This window comes from Streptomyces sp. H27-C3, assembly GCF_030063415.1.
Lineage (GTDB): Bacteria > Actinomycetota > Actinomycetes > Streptomycetales > Streptomycetaceae > Streptomyces.
Map to the genome: position 1 here is coordinate 67,063 of NZ_JASITA010000006.1, position 15,565 is coordinate 82,627.

Sequence of the window (15,565 nt, forward strand, 5' to 3'; positions counted from 1 at the left end):
ATCACGTAACGTGATCCGCAGTTCAGCGGCAGTGAACCGTTACTCGTCGCAGGGCGGCGCGTAAGAAAGACGAGGCAGATAATCTTGCCATTTTTCCCGTGTCAGAACGCTCCGAGTGGTGGAGCAGATACGGCGAATCGCCTCGTCGGTGTCCAAGTTCCACAGCCGGACGGTATCGGTGCCGCTCGAAACGCCGAGCATGCGGCCTTGCGGGCTGAACGACAAGAAACCGCCCGTCTTGGCGTTGGGGCTCATCGACTGACCGATGGGAGAGGCATTGGAGGGGCGGGTGACATCCCAGAGGCGCACGTTGTTGTCGTTGCCGCCACTCGCCAGGGTGCGACCGTCCTGACTGAAGGTCAGCGACACAATGGCGTCGGTGTGGCCTGTGAGGGAGGAGTCCGGCCCGTCGGTCTTGAGGGGGTCGGTGATGTTCCAGAGCTGGACCGTGCCGTCATCGCTGCCGCTGGCCAGGGCACGGCTGTCCGGGCTGTAGGCGAGGGTGTTGATGGGGCCCAGGTGCCCCGCGAGAGGAGTGCCGATTCGGGCGGCACGACGGGGGTCGGTCACGTTCCACAGCTGGATGGTGCCGTCCGCGCTGCCACTGGCGAGAGCCCGTCCGTCCCTGCTGAAGACGAGGGAGTTGACGTAGCCCGTGTGACCGGTGAGCGGCGGGCCGAGCGGACGGAGGTGGGCCGGGTCGGCGACGTTCCACAGCTGGATGGTGCGGTCGTCGCGAGCGGTTGCCAGCGTGCGCCCGTCCGGGCTGAAGGCCAGGGTGTGGGAGCCCGCGAATCTTGTCTCCAGTGCGACGGGCGGCCCGTATGGGACAGGCCGAGCCGGGTCGGTGACGTTCCACAGCTGCAATGCGCGGCTTCCCGTCAGCACTGCGAGCGTGTGGCCGTCGGGGGAGAACACCAGCGAACGTACATCCCCCTCCGCAGGCCTGAAGGGTTTGCTCAGTGACGCGGGCCGGTTCGGGCTCTCCACGTTCCACAGCCGGACCTTGTCGTCGCGCGCGGCCGTGGCGAGCACCTTCCCGTCAGGGCGGAACGCTCCGATACGGCCGAGCATGTCCGACGTCGGTATCGACCACAGGCGGATCTTGTTGTCACCACTCCCGGTGGCGAGTGTCTTCCCGTCGGGGCTGAAGCCGAGGGCGTAGATCTCCCCGCTGCTGCCCGCGAGGGACTCGCCGACCTGTGACGGGTGGGCCGGGTCGCTGACGTTCCACAGACTTGCGGTGCTGTCCGCGCTGGCGGCCGCGAGCGTGGTCCCGTCGGGGCTGAAGGCCACGGACCAGAGGGGGCCGGTATGGCTGGTGAGCGGCGCGCCGAGCGGTTCCGCGTGACGGGTGTCGGTCACGTTCCAGAGCCGGATGGTGTCGTCCGCGCTGCCACTGGCGAGAGTCCGGCCATCGGGGTTGAAAGCCACGGAGTGCACGGTGGCGGTATGGCCGGTCAGTACCTTGTCCAGCGGTTTCGGGCGCCGTCGGTCGGCCATGTCCCACAGTCTGATCGTGCCGTCGTCACCACCGGCCGCCAGTGTCAGCCCGTCGGGGCTGAAGGCCACGGAGCGCACAGCGGCAGTGTGTCCGGGCAACGCGCTGAGCGCCTTCGGCCGGCCCGGGTCCTCCACGTTCCACAGGCGGACCTTGTGGTCGTCGTTGGCCGTGGCCAGGGTGCGTCCGTCCGGGCTGAAGGCGACCAGATAGATCGTGCCGCCGCGGCCGGTCAGAGGTCCACCCAGCGGGCGAGGGTGGCGCGGATCCCGAACGTTCCACAGCCTGATCGTGCCGTCGTCCGAAGCACTGGCGAGGGTGCTGCCGTCCGGACTAAAGACCGCGCTGCTCACCCAACTCTTGTGACCGGTCAGGGGTTTGCCCAGCTGTTTGGGGTGAGACGGACCTGCCACGTCCCACAGCCGCACGGTCCGGTCGTAGCTGGCTGTGGCCAGGAGCCGTCCGCTCGGGCTGAAGGAGGTGAGGTAGACGGCACCGGTGTGGCCAAGAAGCGGTGTGGCCAGCGGCGCGTTCACGATGGAGATCAACCGGTTCTTCGCCGCTTCGTCGTCCGGCCGCAAGCGGTGCGCCACTAGGTCGAGTTGAGCGGACAGCGACGGATCTGTGTACTGTGCGCGGTCGGCCTCGGCGACCACCTGCTGGAACACCGCATCGTCTCGCTGCTTCCACGCGACCCCCGCCGAGACGACAGCCACCACCGCCAGGACGACCAGAATCGCCACCGCACCGCGGGCGATCCAGACCGTACGCCTGCGCAGCCTGGCCGAAGCAGCCAGGAACGTCACCGCGCCCCGGGTCAGAAGGGTGTCACCAGCAGACTTTGCCCACGCATGGGCTTGCTCAAGACGGGAACCTCGGTAGAGCAGTGCCGTATCGCGGTCGGACTCCTCCCACGCCTTGCCGTCTTCCTCAAGACGCTGGCGCAGCAGGTGGTCGTTCCTGTCCTCGTCGATCCAGTCGCGGAGACGTGGCCAGGCGTGGAGCAGCGCTTCGTGCGTGATCTCCACGGTCTCTGCGTCGAGTGTCACCAGGCGGGCACGGACCAGTGCTTCGAGCGATTCCTCTGTCTTGTCCGGGTCCGTCGACTCCTCCGTCAGTTGGCGCCGCGTCCCCCGCCTACGGGTGGCTTGAGTGTCTTCGCCCAGCCGGACCAGCCTGAGGAGGAGCAGTCTCGCGGCCGTGCGTGCTGCCACGTCGAGGCCGGACCAGGCGCGCTCGGCGGTCGCCGCCACCGCTCCCTGGATTCCTCCCGCCGCGCGGTAGCCGGACAGCGTCAGCCGTCCCGTTTTCCGCCGCTGCCAGGTGGCCAGCAGGGCGTGGGAGAGGAGCGGCAACACTCCCGCGTCGTGTGCCCCGTGGGGACTGTCCGTGCTCACTTCTTGGACGATCAGCTCCACAAGACCCGGTTCGAGTTCCAGCCCCACGGCCTTGGCCGGGCCGGTCACCGCGTCGCGCAACTCCGAGTTGGTCAGCGGCCCGAGCACCATGTGCCGGTGTTGCAGCGCATCGGCCAGTTCGGGGTGCCGGAGGCACTGCTCGTAGAAGTCGGCGCGTACGCCGAGGACTACGAGCGCGGGAGCGGTGCCGGCGGCGTCGGTGGGCGAGCACGCGGCGTGGAGGAGCTGGATGAACGTGCGCCTGGCCGTCTCGTCGGAGCAGAGGGTGAACGCCTCTTCGAACTGGTCCACGATGACGACCGGACGGGCGACGGAGGGCGTCGCGTGTTTCGCCCATGCTGTGACGGCTTCCCTCACCGCGTGCGCGAATTGCGCATTACGAGGCTCCTCCTCCGCCGGTTCCTCCGCGGCAGAAACGGCGTGCCCGAGCTCAGGTATGTGGCGGGTCAGCGCCGCGAGAGGATCGCCTCCCGGCATTAGCTGCAGTACCAGGCCCGACTGGCTGTTCTCGTCGCTCAGTGCGCCGTTCTGCAGGGTGGGCACCAGGCCGGCATTCAGAAGGGAGGATTTCCCGGCTCCCGAGGCGCCCACGAGCATGACCAAGCCACCCGTCTTCTCCGCTGCGCGGAGCTGAGCAACGAGGGCATCCGTGCTCCGCTCCCGGCCGAAGAACCACCGGGCATCTACCTCTCGATAGGAAGCCAGCCCCCGGTACGGGCACACACCGGCGACGTTCGGGGCTTCAGCCTGATGCCGTTCCTCGTCTTCCGCGGATGCCGCTGCGGCGCGGCTACCGACCGGGTCGGCCACCGCGCGCTCCCACAGAAGGTGCCACTGGGCCATGTCGTACAGGCCCGTGGACACCGGCGCGGGCTGGTCGCGCCGTGCTTCGGGGATCAGGACGTGCAGCACTGCTGCGAGGGCGCCGAACTGGGCAGGTACGTTCCTGGCCCGTCGCCAGTCGCTGATCCGCTGGGCGGACACCCGTACAGGACGACCTCGTTCGTCGACCCGCTGAAGTCGGACGACCGCCTCGGCCACGCGCTGGAGAGGGGGATTACCGGCTTCCTTGTACAGCAGCGCGAGACGTTCCGCGAACGCTGTGCGTGCCTCTGAGTCGGAACTCAAGGCCTCCACCCCTTACTTCCGACGCACATGGATATCCGGACCGGAAAACTCACTTTATATGTCTGACCTGCGGTTAAGTCGTCCGGACGATGACGGGACCTCCTCGGCGGGAGCTGCAACTGGCAGGATCAGGTTGTAGCGGTAAACCAACCGCGCAGCGTCAGGCCATCAGCTCGACGCTCGGAGGAGTGCCTCTACGACGCTGCACTTACTCGGCTGGTTTCCGCTGCAGTTGCGAAACGCTGGTGACGGTCTCGGCGCCTGAACTCCAGCAGCCCGGTGGAGCCGATCACATCCGGACCGTTCTGTGTCTCGACGCGGATCCGGTATTACCTCGATCCGCGCTGATACGCCGACACAGCACGGATCGACACCGTCCGCGCCGTTCGGCGCCGGTCCTCACAGGGGAGGGACCGGCGCCGAACGGCGCGGCGCGTGCATGTGGGCCTGTACGCGACTGCCGGACACGTGCAGGGGACGTGCCCCGAGACTGTCCGGCGCGTGCCGCTCACTGCTGCAGTTCTGTGTGGGGCGTGTAGATGGGACCGGGCACGGTGGCTACGGGCGCGTCTGTGCTGCCCACATCGGGATTCCTCCGACACGCTCTGGGATTGAGATTTCCTTGATCCACTCCCCAGCCACTCCCCAGGCCCTGGGAAAAACAAGTCAGGCCCGGTACTGATTTCTCAGTACCGGGCCTGACCTGGTGTTTTAGCTGTCGGGGTGGCGGGATTTGAACCCACGACCTCTTCGTCCCGAACGAAGCGCGCTGCCAAGCTGCGCTACACCCCGATTGTCGCGCGCGTCGCGGCGACATCGATTACTTTAGCGGACGCGACGCCGGAGGCGAAATCCGGTTTCCGGGGGCTGGGCAGACGCCCCTCCTCCCCTCAAGCGTGCTCGTCCCGCGCAGTCAAGGTCAGCAGCGTCGCCTCAGGCGGGCAGGCGAAGCGGACCGGGGTGTAGCGGTTAGTGCCGCAGCCCGCTGAGACGTGGAGGTACGAGCGCCTGCCGTCCGCCTCGTGTGCGGACAGGCCCTTGACCCGGTCCGTGTCCAGGTCGCAGTTGGTGACCAGCGCCCCGTAGAAAGGGATGCACAGCTGGCCGCCGTGGGTGTGGCCCGCCAGGATCAGGGGGTAGCCGTCGGCCGTGAACGCGTCCAGGCTGCGCAGGTACGGGGCGTGCACGACGCCGATCGATACGTCCGCCCCGGCCTCCGGGCCGCCCGCCACCTTCGCGTAGCGGTCCCGCTTGATGTGCGGGTCGTCGACGCCTGTGAAGGCGATCTCCATGCCGTCGAGCTTGAGCCGGCCCCGGGTGTTCGTGAGGTTCAGCCAGCCCGCCGCGTCGAAGCCGTCGCGCAGGTCCTCCCACGGGTTGTGCGCCACGCCGACTGCGGGCGGGTTGCCGTTCAGGCCGTGCCGGCCGCGGGTCTTCTCGACGAGGTAGCGCGCGGGGTTGCGGGGCTTGGGCCCGTAGTAGTCGTTCGAGCCGAAGACGTAGACGCCCGGGTACTCCATCAGCGGGCCCAGCGCGTCCATGACCTCGGGCACGCCCTGCGGGTCGGACAGGTTGTCGCCGGTGTTCACGACGAAGTCGGGGCGCAGCCCGGCCAGCGACTGGAGCCAGCGCTGCTTCTTGCGCTGGCCGCTCACCATGTGGATGTCGGAGACCTGGAGCACGCGCAGCGGCCGGGCCCCCGGTGGCAGTACGGGAATACTGACCCGGCGGAGCCGGAACGAACGGGCCTCGAAGCCGGCGGCGTAGGCGAGACCCACCGCGCCAACGGCCGTGATTCCTGCGGTGACCTTTAGGGGAACTCCGTAACGAGCGCGCATGCGCCCATCGTCGCAGACCGGCCGGTAACAGGAAATCGGCGGGCGTGCACGTGTACGTACCTGCCACACTGGCCCCCATGACGCTCAAGTCCAAGCTGCATGAAGACCTCATCACCGCCATGAAGGCGCGTGACGAGCTGGCCTCGTCGACGCTCCGGTTGACCCTCACCGCGATCACCAAGGAAGAGGTCAGCGGCAAGACATCGCGCGAGCTCTCCGACGACGAGGTGCAGAAGGTCATCGCCAGGGAGGCGAAGAAGCGCCGCGAGGCGGCCGAAGCCTTCGCCCAGGGCGGCCGGACCGAGTCGGCCGAGCGGGAGAAGGCCGAGGGCCAGTTCCTTGATGCCTATCTGCCGCAGCAACTGAGCGACGACGAGCTGACCACGATCGTCGGACAGGCCGTCGAAGAGGCGAAGGCGGCCGGCGCCGAGGGCCCGCGCGCGATGGGCGCGGTCATGAAGATCGTGAACCCGAAGGTGGCAGGCCGCGCCGAGGGTGGTCGAGTAGCTGTCGTCGTGAAGAAGCTCCTCGCAAGCTGAGCAAGCTGAGCAAGCTGAGCAAGCTGAGCAAGCTGAGGAACCGGAAGCTGTAAATGGGGACGCACCCACCGGATCGGTGGGTGCGTCCCCATTTACACAGCTCTACGTCGACCGATGGCCGTCCCTACGGCCAGTTCCCGCCGCCGCCATTCCCGCCATTCCCGCCGCCCCCGCGACCCCCGTCGCCGCCGCCGATCAGGCCCGGCGGGAGGGAGATGTCCGGCCAGGGGTTGTCGCCGCCCGCGTCGCCGCCGTCGCCGCCCCCGCCGTTGTCGCCGGGCTTGCCGTCGTCCTGATCGCCGCCGTCGTCACTGTCGTCATCACTCTTGTCCCTCTGGTCGCCCTCGGGCCTGGGGATGCTGACCGAGTTGAAGCCGGGGGCGGGCTTGCCGTCCAGGGCGCCGCTCATGGTGTCCTTCCAGATCGGTCCCGGGACCTGACCGCCGTACACCTTGTCGTGGTAAACGCCGCCGATGGTGATGTTCTCCATCGGGACCTGACTGGCGCCGGCCGCGCCGACCCAGACCGCGCCGGCCAGGTTCGGCGTGTAGCCGACGAACCAGGCGTTGTGTCGGCCGTCGGTCGTACCCGTCTTGCCCGCGTTGTCACGGTTGGTGAGCCCGGCCTGCTGGCCCGTACCGGAGTCGACCACGCCCTTGAGCAGGGTGTTGATGGTGTCCGCGGTCTTCTCGGACATCGCCCGGCTGCACTTCGTCTTCGGCACCGGCAGCTTCTTGCCGTCCGCCGTGTTGATCTCCTCGATGAAGATCGGCGTGCAGTACGTGCCCCGGTTGGCGAAGGTCGCGTACGCGCCGGCCATGGTCAGCGGCGACATGCCCTCGGTGCCCAGCGAGATCGCGGGCACCTCCTTGAGGTTCTTGCCGTCGGCCTGGACCACGCCGAGCTTGGCGGCCATCTTCGTGACCGGGCAGATGCCGATGTCCTCGATCATCTGGATGAAGTAGGTGTTGACCGAGAGGGCCATTGCCTCCTTCAGGGGGTACGGGCCCACCTCGGACTCGGACTCGTTGGGCACCCGCTCGCCGCCGAGGTTCACCCAGGGCTTGTTGCTGCAGGTCTTCACCGTCGGATAGTCCATCTCGTACGGCGCCGAGTACGACTTGTTCGCCGGGATGCCCTGCTCTATGGCCGCCGCGGCCACGAACGGCTTGAACGTCGAACCGGTCGGGAAGCCGTAGGCCGACCCGCCCATGTTCTTGTTCGCGGAGAAGTTGATCGTGGTCTCGGTGCTGCCGAAGCCGTACGGCCTGGACTGCCCCATCCCGAGGACCTTGCCGCTGCCCGGCTCGACCAGCGTGACCGCCGTCGCGACCTTGTCCGACTGGTAGACGTGATCCTTTATCGAGGCCTGCACCGACTGCTGCGCCTGCGGGTCGAGCGTCGTGCGGATCTTCAGGCCGCCCTTGTTCCAGATCTTGGCCCGCTCCTCCTTCGTCTTTCCGAAGGCCGGGTCGGAGTGGAAGACCTCGCGCACGTAGTCACAGAAGAAGCCCGCGCCGCTGACGGCCGTGATGCAGCCGTTCTTGGGCTTGCTGACCTTCAGCTTCAGCGGGGCCGACTTCGCGCGGTCGGCCTCGGCCTGCGGTACGTCGCGGACGTCGGCCATGCGCTGGAGCACGGTGTTACGCCGCTTCGTCGCTTCCTCGGTGTCATTGACCGGGTCGTAGCGGCTCGGCGACTGGACGATGCCGGCCAGCAGCGCGGCCTCCTCCAGCTTGAGGTCCTTGGCGGACTTGCTGAAGTAGCGCTTGGACGCCGACTCGACGCCGTACGCCTGCTGCCCGAAGAAAGTGATGTTGAGGTAGTTCTCAAGGATCTTCTTCTTGCCCAGCTCTTCCTCGACCTGGATCGCGTACTTGAGCTCGCGGACCTTGCGGCCGAGCGTCTGCTGGGTGGCCTCGGCGACCTTGTTGGGGTCGTCACCGGCCTCCTCGACGAAGACGTTCTTCACATACTGCTGCGTGAGGGTCGACGCACCCTGCGAGACGCCGCCCGACTGCGCGTTGCGGTTGGCCGCGCGCAGCACACCCTTCAGGTCGATCGCCCCGTGCTCGTAGAACCGTGCGTCCTCGATCGCGACGACGGCCTTCTGCATGTACGGGGAGATGTCCTTGAGGTCGACCACGGTGCGGTCGCGCGAGTAGACCGTCGCGATCGGATCGCCCCGCACATCGAGGATGCTGGTGCGCTGGCTGAGCGGCGGTGTCTTGAGATTGGCGGGGATCTCGTCGAATCCCTCGACCGTGCCCTTGGCCGCCAGGCCCAGCGCACCGGCCGCCGGCAGGGCGATGCCCGCCAGCACAGCTCCGGAGAGCACGGCGACACCGAGGAATTTGGCGGCCTGCTGGGTCCCGGTGAGACCTCCGCCCGAGCGCTTCATTGGCATGAGCGCAGCCTACGTTCTCATTCGCCGGACACACATGAAGGCTCTGCCCTAAGCTGCTCTCAACTGTCACAACAGTGCGGTTTGGCATCAAGCCCCGGACAGCGAATCCGTCAGCCCCGAATCTGCCGGATCTCTGTCCGAATCCGCCTCATGCGTCACCGGGCGCCCGTTGTGGTCCAGCCTATCCACCCCGGTTTGCCGGGTAGGTCGCGTATGCCCTTCACTCACTCCGTCGGGTGATCTGCCGCTTACGCATAGTCCGTTCGGGCCATTCAAGATTGGGCCCGAAGGGGGTGTTGCGCTGTGCCCACCTTCCGTAACGTCCTCAACTGGCAGCGGTGAATATGCCGCTGCCGCCGTGGGGGAGCCTCGATTCGGGAGAGGACGGCGCCGGGATGGGCTGGGTAACCGACTGGAGTGCGCAGGCAGCCTGCCGCACTACCGATCCGGATGAACTGTTCGTACAAGGTGCAGCGCAGAACAGGGCCAAGGCGGTGTGCACCGGATGTCCGGTGCGGACCGAGTGCCTGGCCGACGCGCTGGACAACCGCGTCGAGTTCGGCGTGTGGGGGGGAATGACCGAGCGGGAGCGCCGCGCATTGCTGCGCAGGCGTCCCACAGTCACCTCCTGGCGCCGATTGCTGGAGACGGCGCGTACCGAGTACGAGCGAAGCACGGGCATTTTGCCCGAGGACGATGTGGACGGGGCGTACATGGCGTACGCAGCGGTGGGATAGGCGGACTGGACGGATTGCACCAAGTGGATCGCACCAAGTGGAACCCGGCCTGGGAGCGCTAGGCCGTAGAGGCAGGACGATCGGGGCCGGCGGCGAGCCGGTCGCCGATGTCCCGCAATCCCGCGAGGTCGTGCACATCGCCCGGCAGCGCGGGCACTTCGGCCACCGCCACCTCGGGGTGGAGCGCGGTGAAGCGGTCGCGCATCCGCTGTTCGCGCGCGAGCACCTGCATCCGCTCGGCATGCAGATGCAGCAGGCCCGCGGTCAACTGCTCAATGCTGTGGACCCGCTGAGCCTCGACGGCCGGGCGAGTGCCTTCAAGGGTCTCAACGGCCGGCTGAGTGGCCCCCGTGGCCGACTGAGTGCCGACCTGGGCGTCGGCCTGCGTGTTGTCGACGTCGTGATCCTGCGCGGTGGCGTCCTGCGGGGTGTGGCTGCCTTGCTGGGGGCTCTCCGGTGAGGGATCCGGAGTCGGTGCGCCCGATGCGGCCCCGGCCGTGGGAGAGGCGGCCGAGGAGTCACGAACTCCAGCATTCCCGGCCCTCTGATCCACAATGCGGCCCTCGTCAAGATTTTCCGCGGCGGCAAGTGCCCGCTCGGCCGAGAGCTGAGGGGCGCCGCTGCCGTGGACCCGGTTGAGTACGAGCCCGGCGAACGGCATCTTGTCCGCCGACAGCCGCTCGACGAAGTAGGCCGCCTCGCGCAGCGCGTCCCGTTCCGGGGCGGCGACCACGAGGAAGGCCGTGCCGGGCGCCTGGAGCAGCTGGTACGTCGCGTCCGCACGGGTGCGGAAGCCGCCGAACATGGTGTCCATGGCGGCCACGAAAGTCTGTACGTCGCGCAGTAGTTGACCCCCCATCACCTTGCTGAGCGTCCCGGTCATCATCGACATGCCGACATTGAGGAACTTCATCCCGGCCCGGCCGCCCACCTTCGCGGGCGCCATCAGGATCCGGATGAACTTGCCGTCCAGGAACGACCCGAGCCGCTTGGGCGCGTCCAGGAAGTCCAGCGCGGAGCGGCTCGGCGGGGTGTCGACGATGATCAGGTCCCACTCGTCGCGGGCGCGCAGCTGACCCAGCTTCTCCATCGCCATGTACTCCTGCGTGCCCGTGAATCCGGCCGACAGGGACTGGTAGAAGGGGTTCTCCAGGATCGCGCGGGCCCGGTCGCCGTCCGCGTGCGCCTCGACGATCTCGTCGAAGGTCCGCTTCATGTCGAGCATCATGGCGCAGAGTTCACCCCCGGCCGACTCGTCCACGCCCTTCACCCGGCGCGGGGTGTTGTCGAGCGCGTCGATGCCCATGGACTGGGCGAGGCGGCGGGCCGGGTCGATGGTGAGGACCACGACTTTCCGGCCGCGCTCGGCAGCCCGTACCCCCAGGGCCGCCGCGGTCGTGGTCTTGCCGACGCCACCGGAGCCGCAGCACACGATGATGCGGGTCGTCGGGTCGTCGAGCAGTGCGTCGACGCCCAGCACGGGCGCCGGGTCCATGGTGGTGTCCACGGTCATGAAGTCCCCCCAGACTGATGGATCCCGGACAGGTCGGTCGCGGACAGGCGGGTCGCGGACGGATCCGTAGCCGACGGATCGCTCCCGGACGGATGCGTCCCAGCCAGGTGGGCGCGCAGTTCCTTCGACAGCCGGTAGATCCCGGCGAGGTCCAAACCCGCCCCGATGAGCGGCAGTTCGTACGTCGTCAGATCCAGCCCGGCCAGTACCGCGCGCTGCTCGCGCTCCAGCTCGACGCGCTGTGCGTGCTCCGCGGCCTGTTCGAGGAGCGGGTCGACCAGGCGCTCGGCGAGGCCGCCGCGGCGCGCGCTGCCCAAACCGGCCTCCGAGAGCGCCCTGGCGACCGCGGTGCGCTGCTCGCCCGCCGCCGAACGCAGGGCCTCCTCGTCGAGGAGGTGCGGGCGGACCATGTTCACGATGACGTTGCCCAGGGGCAGCTCGGCGGCGCGCAGCTCCCTGATGCCGTCCACGGTCTCCTGGACCGGCATCTCCTCCAGGAGGGTCACCAGGTGGACCTGTGTCTCCGGTGACTTCAGGACGCGCATCACCGCCTGCGCCTGATTGTGTATCGGGCCGAACTTGGCGAGGCCGGCCACCTCGTCGTTCACGTTCAGGAAGCGCGTGATGCGGCCCGTCGGCGGCGCGTCCATCACGACGTGGTCGTACGCGTACTGGTTCTTCTTGTCCCGGCGCCGGACCGCCTCGCACGCCTTGCCGGTCAGCAGGACGTCCCTGACACCCGGGGCGATGGTGGTCGCGAAGTCGATCGCGCCGAGCTTCTTGAGTGCCCGGCCCGCTCCGCCCAGCTTGTAGAACATCTGGAGGTAGTCGAGGAGCGCGCGTTCGGCGTCTATCGCCAGGGCGTACACCTCCCCGCCGCCCGGTGCGACCGCGATCTTCCGCTCCTCGTAGGGGAGCGCTTCCGTCTCGAAGAGCTGCGCGATGCCCTGTCTGCCTTCGACCTCCACCAGAAGAGTGCGTTTGCCCTCCGTCGCGAGGGCGAGCGCGAGTGCGGCGGCCACCGTGGTCTTTCCGGTACCGCCCTTGCCGCTGACGACCTGGAGCCTGCTCACGTCTTTGAGCCTAACCAGTCGGGGCGCGGGCTACGCAGGGGACTGCCTGTGGCAGGTACTACAGTCGGCATATGACCAAGTGGGAATACGCGACTGTGCCTCTTCTCGTGCATGCGACGAAGCAGATTCTGGACACCTGGGGCGAGGACGGCTGGGAGCTCGTCCAGGTCGTTCCCGGGCCCAACAACCCCGAGCAGCTGGTGGCCTACCTGAAGCGGGAGAAGCACGCATGAGCGGCGCCGCCGCCGGAACGGTCGAGGCGAGGCTCGCCGAGCTCGGCCTGACGCTTCCCGAGGTCGTGCCGCCGCTGGCCACGTACCAGCCGGCGGTGCGCTCCGGCGTGTACGTCTACACCTCGGGCCAGCTCCCGATGGTGGGGGGCAAGCTCCCGTGCACCGGCAAGGTCGGCGCGGAAGTGACCCCCGAGGAGGCCAAGGACCTGGCGCGGATCTGCGCGCTGAACGCACTGGCGGCCGTCAAGTCGGTCGTCGGTGACCTGGACCGCATCGCGCGCGTCGTGAAGGTCGTGGGCTTCATCGCGTCGGCCGCGGACTTCACCGGCCAGCCCGCCGTCCTCAATGGCGCGAGTGAGCTGCTGGGCGAGGTGCTCGGCGTCAAGGGCGTCCACGCGCGCAGCGCGGTCGGCGTGGCCGTGCTTCCGCTGGACGCTCCGGTCGAGGTCGAGATCCAGGTCGAGCTCGTTCAGGACTGATCCCGGGGCGAGCCCGTTCAGGACTGGTCCCGCTGCCGCGTTGGTCCGCCCGGGGGCTCTCGAACATCGTCGTCCGTTCCGCCCGGGTGACTCTCGAACATCGTCGGGGTTGGTCGTAGCATCCGGCCATGTCCAATGGTCAGTGGTATCCACCCGAATGGCCCGACCGTATCCGCGCCCTGGCGAACGGTGAGCTCACGGCTGCGACCCCCAGGCGGGCCGCGACCGTGATCCTGCTGCGGGACGGCGCGTCGGGACCCGCCGTACACATGCTGCGCAGACGCGCCTCCATGGCTTTCGCCGGAGGCGCGTACGCGTATCCGGGGGGCGGTGTGGACCCGCGCGACGACGATCACCAGGTGGGCTGGGCCGGTCCTTCGCTGGAGGACTGGGCGCTGCGGCTCGGGGTGGATTCCGCGTCCGCGCAGGCCATCGTGTGCGCGGCGGTGCGGGAGACGTACGAGGAGGCGGGCGTGCTGCTCGCCGGCCCGACGGCGGACACGGTCGTCGACGACACCACGGGTGAGGAGTGGGAGGCGGACCGCCGGGCCCTGGTGGCCCGCGAGCTGTCCTTCGCCGACTTCCTGCAGCGCCGCTCGCTGGTGCTGCGCTCGGACCTGCTGGGTGCGTGGGCGCGCTGGATCACCCCGGAGTTCGAGCCGAAGCGGTACGACACGTGGTTCTTCGTGGCCGCGCTGCCGGCCGGGCAGCGGACCCGTAACGCCTCGACGGAGGCCGACCGCACGGTGTGGACCCTTCCGGCCGACGCCGCTGCGGGCTACGACCGGGGCGATTTGCTGATGATGCCGCCGACGGTCGCGACGCTGCGGCGGCTCCAGCCGTACCGTACGGCCGCCGAGGCGCTCGCGGGCGCCTCGGACCAGGACATGACGCCGGTGCTCGCGCGGGCGCGCCTGGAGGGCCACCAGGTGGTTCTCAGCTGGCCCGGCCACGACGAGTTCACCAAGTTCATCCCGGCGGGCGGTGACTCATGACGGAAGCAGCGGCCCTGCCCGGTCAGCCGCGCGGCGTGGTGCTCTCCGGGCCCGCCACCGACCGGGCGGTCAACGTCCTGGCCCCCAACCCCTCCGCGATGACGCTGGACGGCACCAACACCTGGATCGTCTCGGAGCCGGGCTCCGACCTGGCGGTCGTCGTCGACCCGGGCCCGCTGGACGACGTACACCTGCGGGCCGTGGTCGCCATGGCGGAGCGGGCGGGCAAGCGCGTCGCGCTGACCCTCCTCACGCACGGGCACCCGGACCACGCGGAGGGCGCGGCCCGCTTCGCCGAGCTGACGGGCTCGTCCGTACGGGCCCTGGATCCCGCGCTGCGGCTCGGCGACGAGGGGCTCGGGGCGGGCGACGTCATCACCACCGGCGGCCTGGAGCTGCGCGTCGTACCGACGCCGGGCCATACCGCCGACTCGCTCTGCTTCCACCTGCCGGCCGACCGGGCGGTGCTGACGGGCGACACGATCCTCGGGCGCGGTACGACGCTGGTGGCGCACCCGGACGGGCGGCTCGGAGACTACCTCGACTCGCTGCGGCGGCTGCGCTCGCTGGCGGTCGACGACGGGGTGCACATCGTGCTGCCAGGGCATGGGCCGGTGCTCGAAGACGCGCAGGGGGCGGTCGAGTTCTACCTGGCGCACCGCGCGAGCCGCCTCGCGCAGGTCGAGACCGCCGTCGAGAACGGGTACGTCAGCGCGCCCGACGTGGTGGCGCACGTGTACGCGGACGTGGACCGCTCGCTGTGGCCCGCGGCCGAGCTCTCGACGCGGGCGCAGCTGGAATACCTGCGGGAACACGGCCTGATCTGAGGCCGGGGTGGGAGAAGGCCCGCCGGGACGGACGCGGAGGGGGCCCCGCTCGGCGGGGCCCCCTCACACAGCCGCGTAGGGCAGGCTTCAGCGCGAGCGCTTGGCCAGTCGCTCGACGTCCAGCAGGATCACGGCGCGCGCCTCCAGGCGCAGCCAGCCGCGGCCCGCGAAGTCCGCGAGCGCCTTGTTGACCGTCTCGCGGGAGGCGCCGACCAACTGGGCGAGCTCCTCCTGCGTCAAGTCGTGCACCACGTGGATGCCCTCCTCCGACTGGACGCCGAAGCGGCGCGACAGGTCGAGGAGCGCACGGGCCACGCGGCCGGGCACGTCGGAGAAGACCAGGTCGGACATCTGGTCGTTGGTCTTGCGCAGCCGACGGGCGACCGCGCGGAGCAGCGCCGTGGCCACCTCGGGGCGGGCGTTCAGCCAGGGCTGGAGGTCGCCGTGGCCGAGGCCGAGGAGCTTGACCTCGGTCAGTGCGCTGGCGGTGGCGGTGCGCGGGCCCGGGTCGAAGAGCGACAGCTCGCCGATCAACTCGCCGGGTCCGAGGACGGCCAGCATGTTCTCGCGGCCGTCCGGGGAGGTGCGGTGGAGCTTCACCTTTCCTTCGGTCACCACGTACAGGCGGTCGCCGGGGTCGCCCTCGTGAAAGAGGGCGTCGCCGCGAGCGAGCGTCACCTCACTCATTGAGGCGCGGAGCTCCGCGGCCTGCTCGTCATCGAGCGCCGCGAAGAGCGGGGCGCGCCGCAGAACGTCGTCCACGAGTTCTCTCCTTGTCGACCTGCTCAGGGGACCGGTGGTCTCCATGATGCCGGACGGTAAAACAGTGCGATCAGTCACAAGCTTGACGTACATGCGTCCGTGACCGTGCGGCAGG

Annotated in this window: 12 protein-coding genes and 1 tRNA gene; 6 read left to right on the top strand and 7 right to left on the bottom strand. The window is 69.0% G+C overall.

All coding sequences use genetic code 11. The annotated features are described in order from the left end of the window. Positions 1–39: 39 nt before the first annotated feature. The 3 genes from QMK30_RS07605 to QMK30_RS07615 all read right to left on the bottom strand — a co-directional run bounded on the left by QMK30_RS07605 (position 40) and on the right by QMK30_RS07615 (position 5,885). Positions 40–4,056, bottom strand: coding sequence for an nSTAND1 domain-containing NTPase (locus QMK30_RS07605; RefSeq protein ID WP_283516412.1), 4,017 nt, complete (start codon positions 4,054–4,056; stop codon positions 40–42). Positions 4,057–4,765: 709 nt separating this feature from the next. Further along, positions 4,766–4,839 (bottom strand) — tRNA-Pro (locus QMK30_RS07610). A 98-nt stretch (positions 4,840–4,937) separates the two neighbouring features. Further along, on the bottom strand, positions 4,938–5,885 hold the full coding sequence (locus QMK30_RS07615; protein WP_283516413.1) for a metallophosphoesterase: 948 nt from the start codon (positions 5,883–5,885) through the stop codon (positions 4,938–4,940). Positions 5,886–5,962: 77 nt separating this feature from the next. Here QMK30_RS07615 and QMK30_RS07620 point away from each other — a divergent pair, with 77 nt between their 5' ends. After that, complete coding sequence (locus QMK30_RS07620; protein ID WP_283516414.1) at positions 5,963–6,424, top strand: GatB/YqeY domain-containing protein; 462 nt, start codon at positions 5,963–5,965, stop codon at positions 6,422–6,424. A 124-nt stretch (positions 6,425–6,548) separates the two neighbouring features. Here the strand turns inward: QMK30_RS07620 and QMK30_RS07625 are convergent, their stop codons facing one another. Beyond that, positions 6,549–8,831: a transglycosylase domain-containing protein gene (locus QMK30_RS07625; RefSeq protein ID WP_283516415.1), complete on the bottom strand. Its 2,283-nt coding sequence runs from the start codon at positions 8,829–8,831 to the stop codon at positions 6,549–6,551. Positions 8,832–9,226: 395 nt separating this feature from the next. Between QMK30_RS07625 and QMK30_RS07630 the strand changes: the two genes are divergently transcribed. Next, positions 9,227–9,568 (top strand): WhiB family transcriptional regulator, encoded by a 342-nt coding sequence (locus QMK30_RS07630; RefSeq protein WP_283516416.1) that lies wholly within the window; start codon positions 9,227–9,229, stop codon positions 9,566–9,568. A 58-nt stretch (positions 9,569–9,626) separates the two neighbouring features. On the opposite strand, the gene bagB is transcribed toward QMK30_RS07630, so the two are convergent. Both bagB and bagA read right to left on the bottom strand, forming a co-directional pair. Continuing rightward, positions 9,627–11,081: an ATPase BagB gene (gene bagB, locus QMK30_RS07635; protein WP_283516417.1), complete on the bottom strand. Its 1,455-nt coding sequence runs from the start codon at positions 11,079–11,081 to the stop codon at positions 9,627–9,629. Continuing rightward, the gene (gene bagA / locus QMK30_RS07640; protein ID WP_283516418.1) at positions 11,078–12,154 is read right to left on the bottom strand and encodes an ATPase BagA; all 1,077 of its coding nucleotides are present in this window, start codon (positions 12,152–12,154) and stop codon (positions 11,078–11,080) included. Before bagA ends, bagB begins: the two co-directional genes overlap by 4 nt. A gap of 71 nt (positions 12,155–12,225) precedes the next feature. On the opposite strand from bagA, the gene sp36 reads away from it, so the two are divergent. The 4 genes from sp36 to QMK30_RS07660 all read left to right on the top strand — a co-directional run bounded on the left by sp36 (position 12,226) and on the right by QMK30_RS07660 (position 14,688). Continuing rightward, positions 12,226–12,387, top strand: coding sequence for a Sp36 family protein (gene sp36 / locus QMK30_RS07645; RefSeq protein WP_283516419.1), 162 nt, complete (start codon positions 12,226–12,228; stop codon positions 12,385–12,387). Next, positions 12,384–12,866: a RidA family protein gene (locus QMK30_RS07650; RefSeq protein WP_283516420.1), complete on the top strand. Its 483-nt coding sequence runs from the start codon at positions 12,384–12,386 to the stop codon at positions 12,864–12,866. The genes sp36 and QMK30_RS07650 overlap by 4 nt, the downstream gene beginning before the upstream one ends. 128 nt (positions 12,867–12,994) lie before the next feature. Beyond that, entirely contained in the window at positions 12,995–13,861 is an 867-nt protein-coding gene (locus tag QMK30_RS07655; RefSeq protein ID WP_283516421.1) for an NUDIX hydrolase, read from the top strand. Further along, positions 13,858–14,688 carry an MBL fold metallo-hydrolase gene (locus tag QMK30_RS07660; protein ID WP_283516422.1) on the top strand — a complete coding sequence of 277 codons (831 nt, stop codon included), beginning with the start codon at positions 13,858–13,860 and terminating at the stop codon, positions 14,686–14,688. Before QMK30_RS07655 ends, QMK30_RS07660 begins: the two co-directional genes overlap by 4 nt. Before the next feature lie 87 nt (positions 14,689–14,775). On the opposite strand, the gene QMK30_RS07665 is transcribed toward QMK30_RS07660, so the two are convergent. Further along, complete coding sequence (locus tag QMK30_RS07665) at positions 14,776–15,450, bottom strand: Crp/Fnr family transcriptional regulator (protein ID WP_031090867.1); 675 nt, start codon at positions 15,448–15,450, stop codon at positions 14,776–14,778. Positions 15,451–15,565 lie beyond the last annotated feature (115 nt).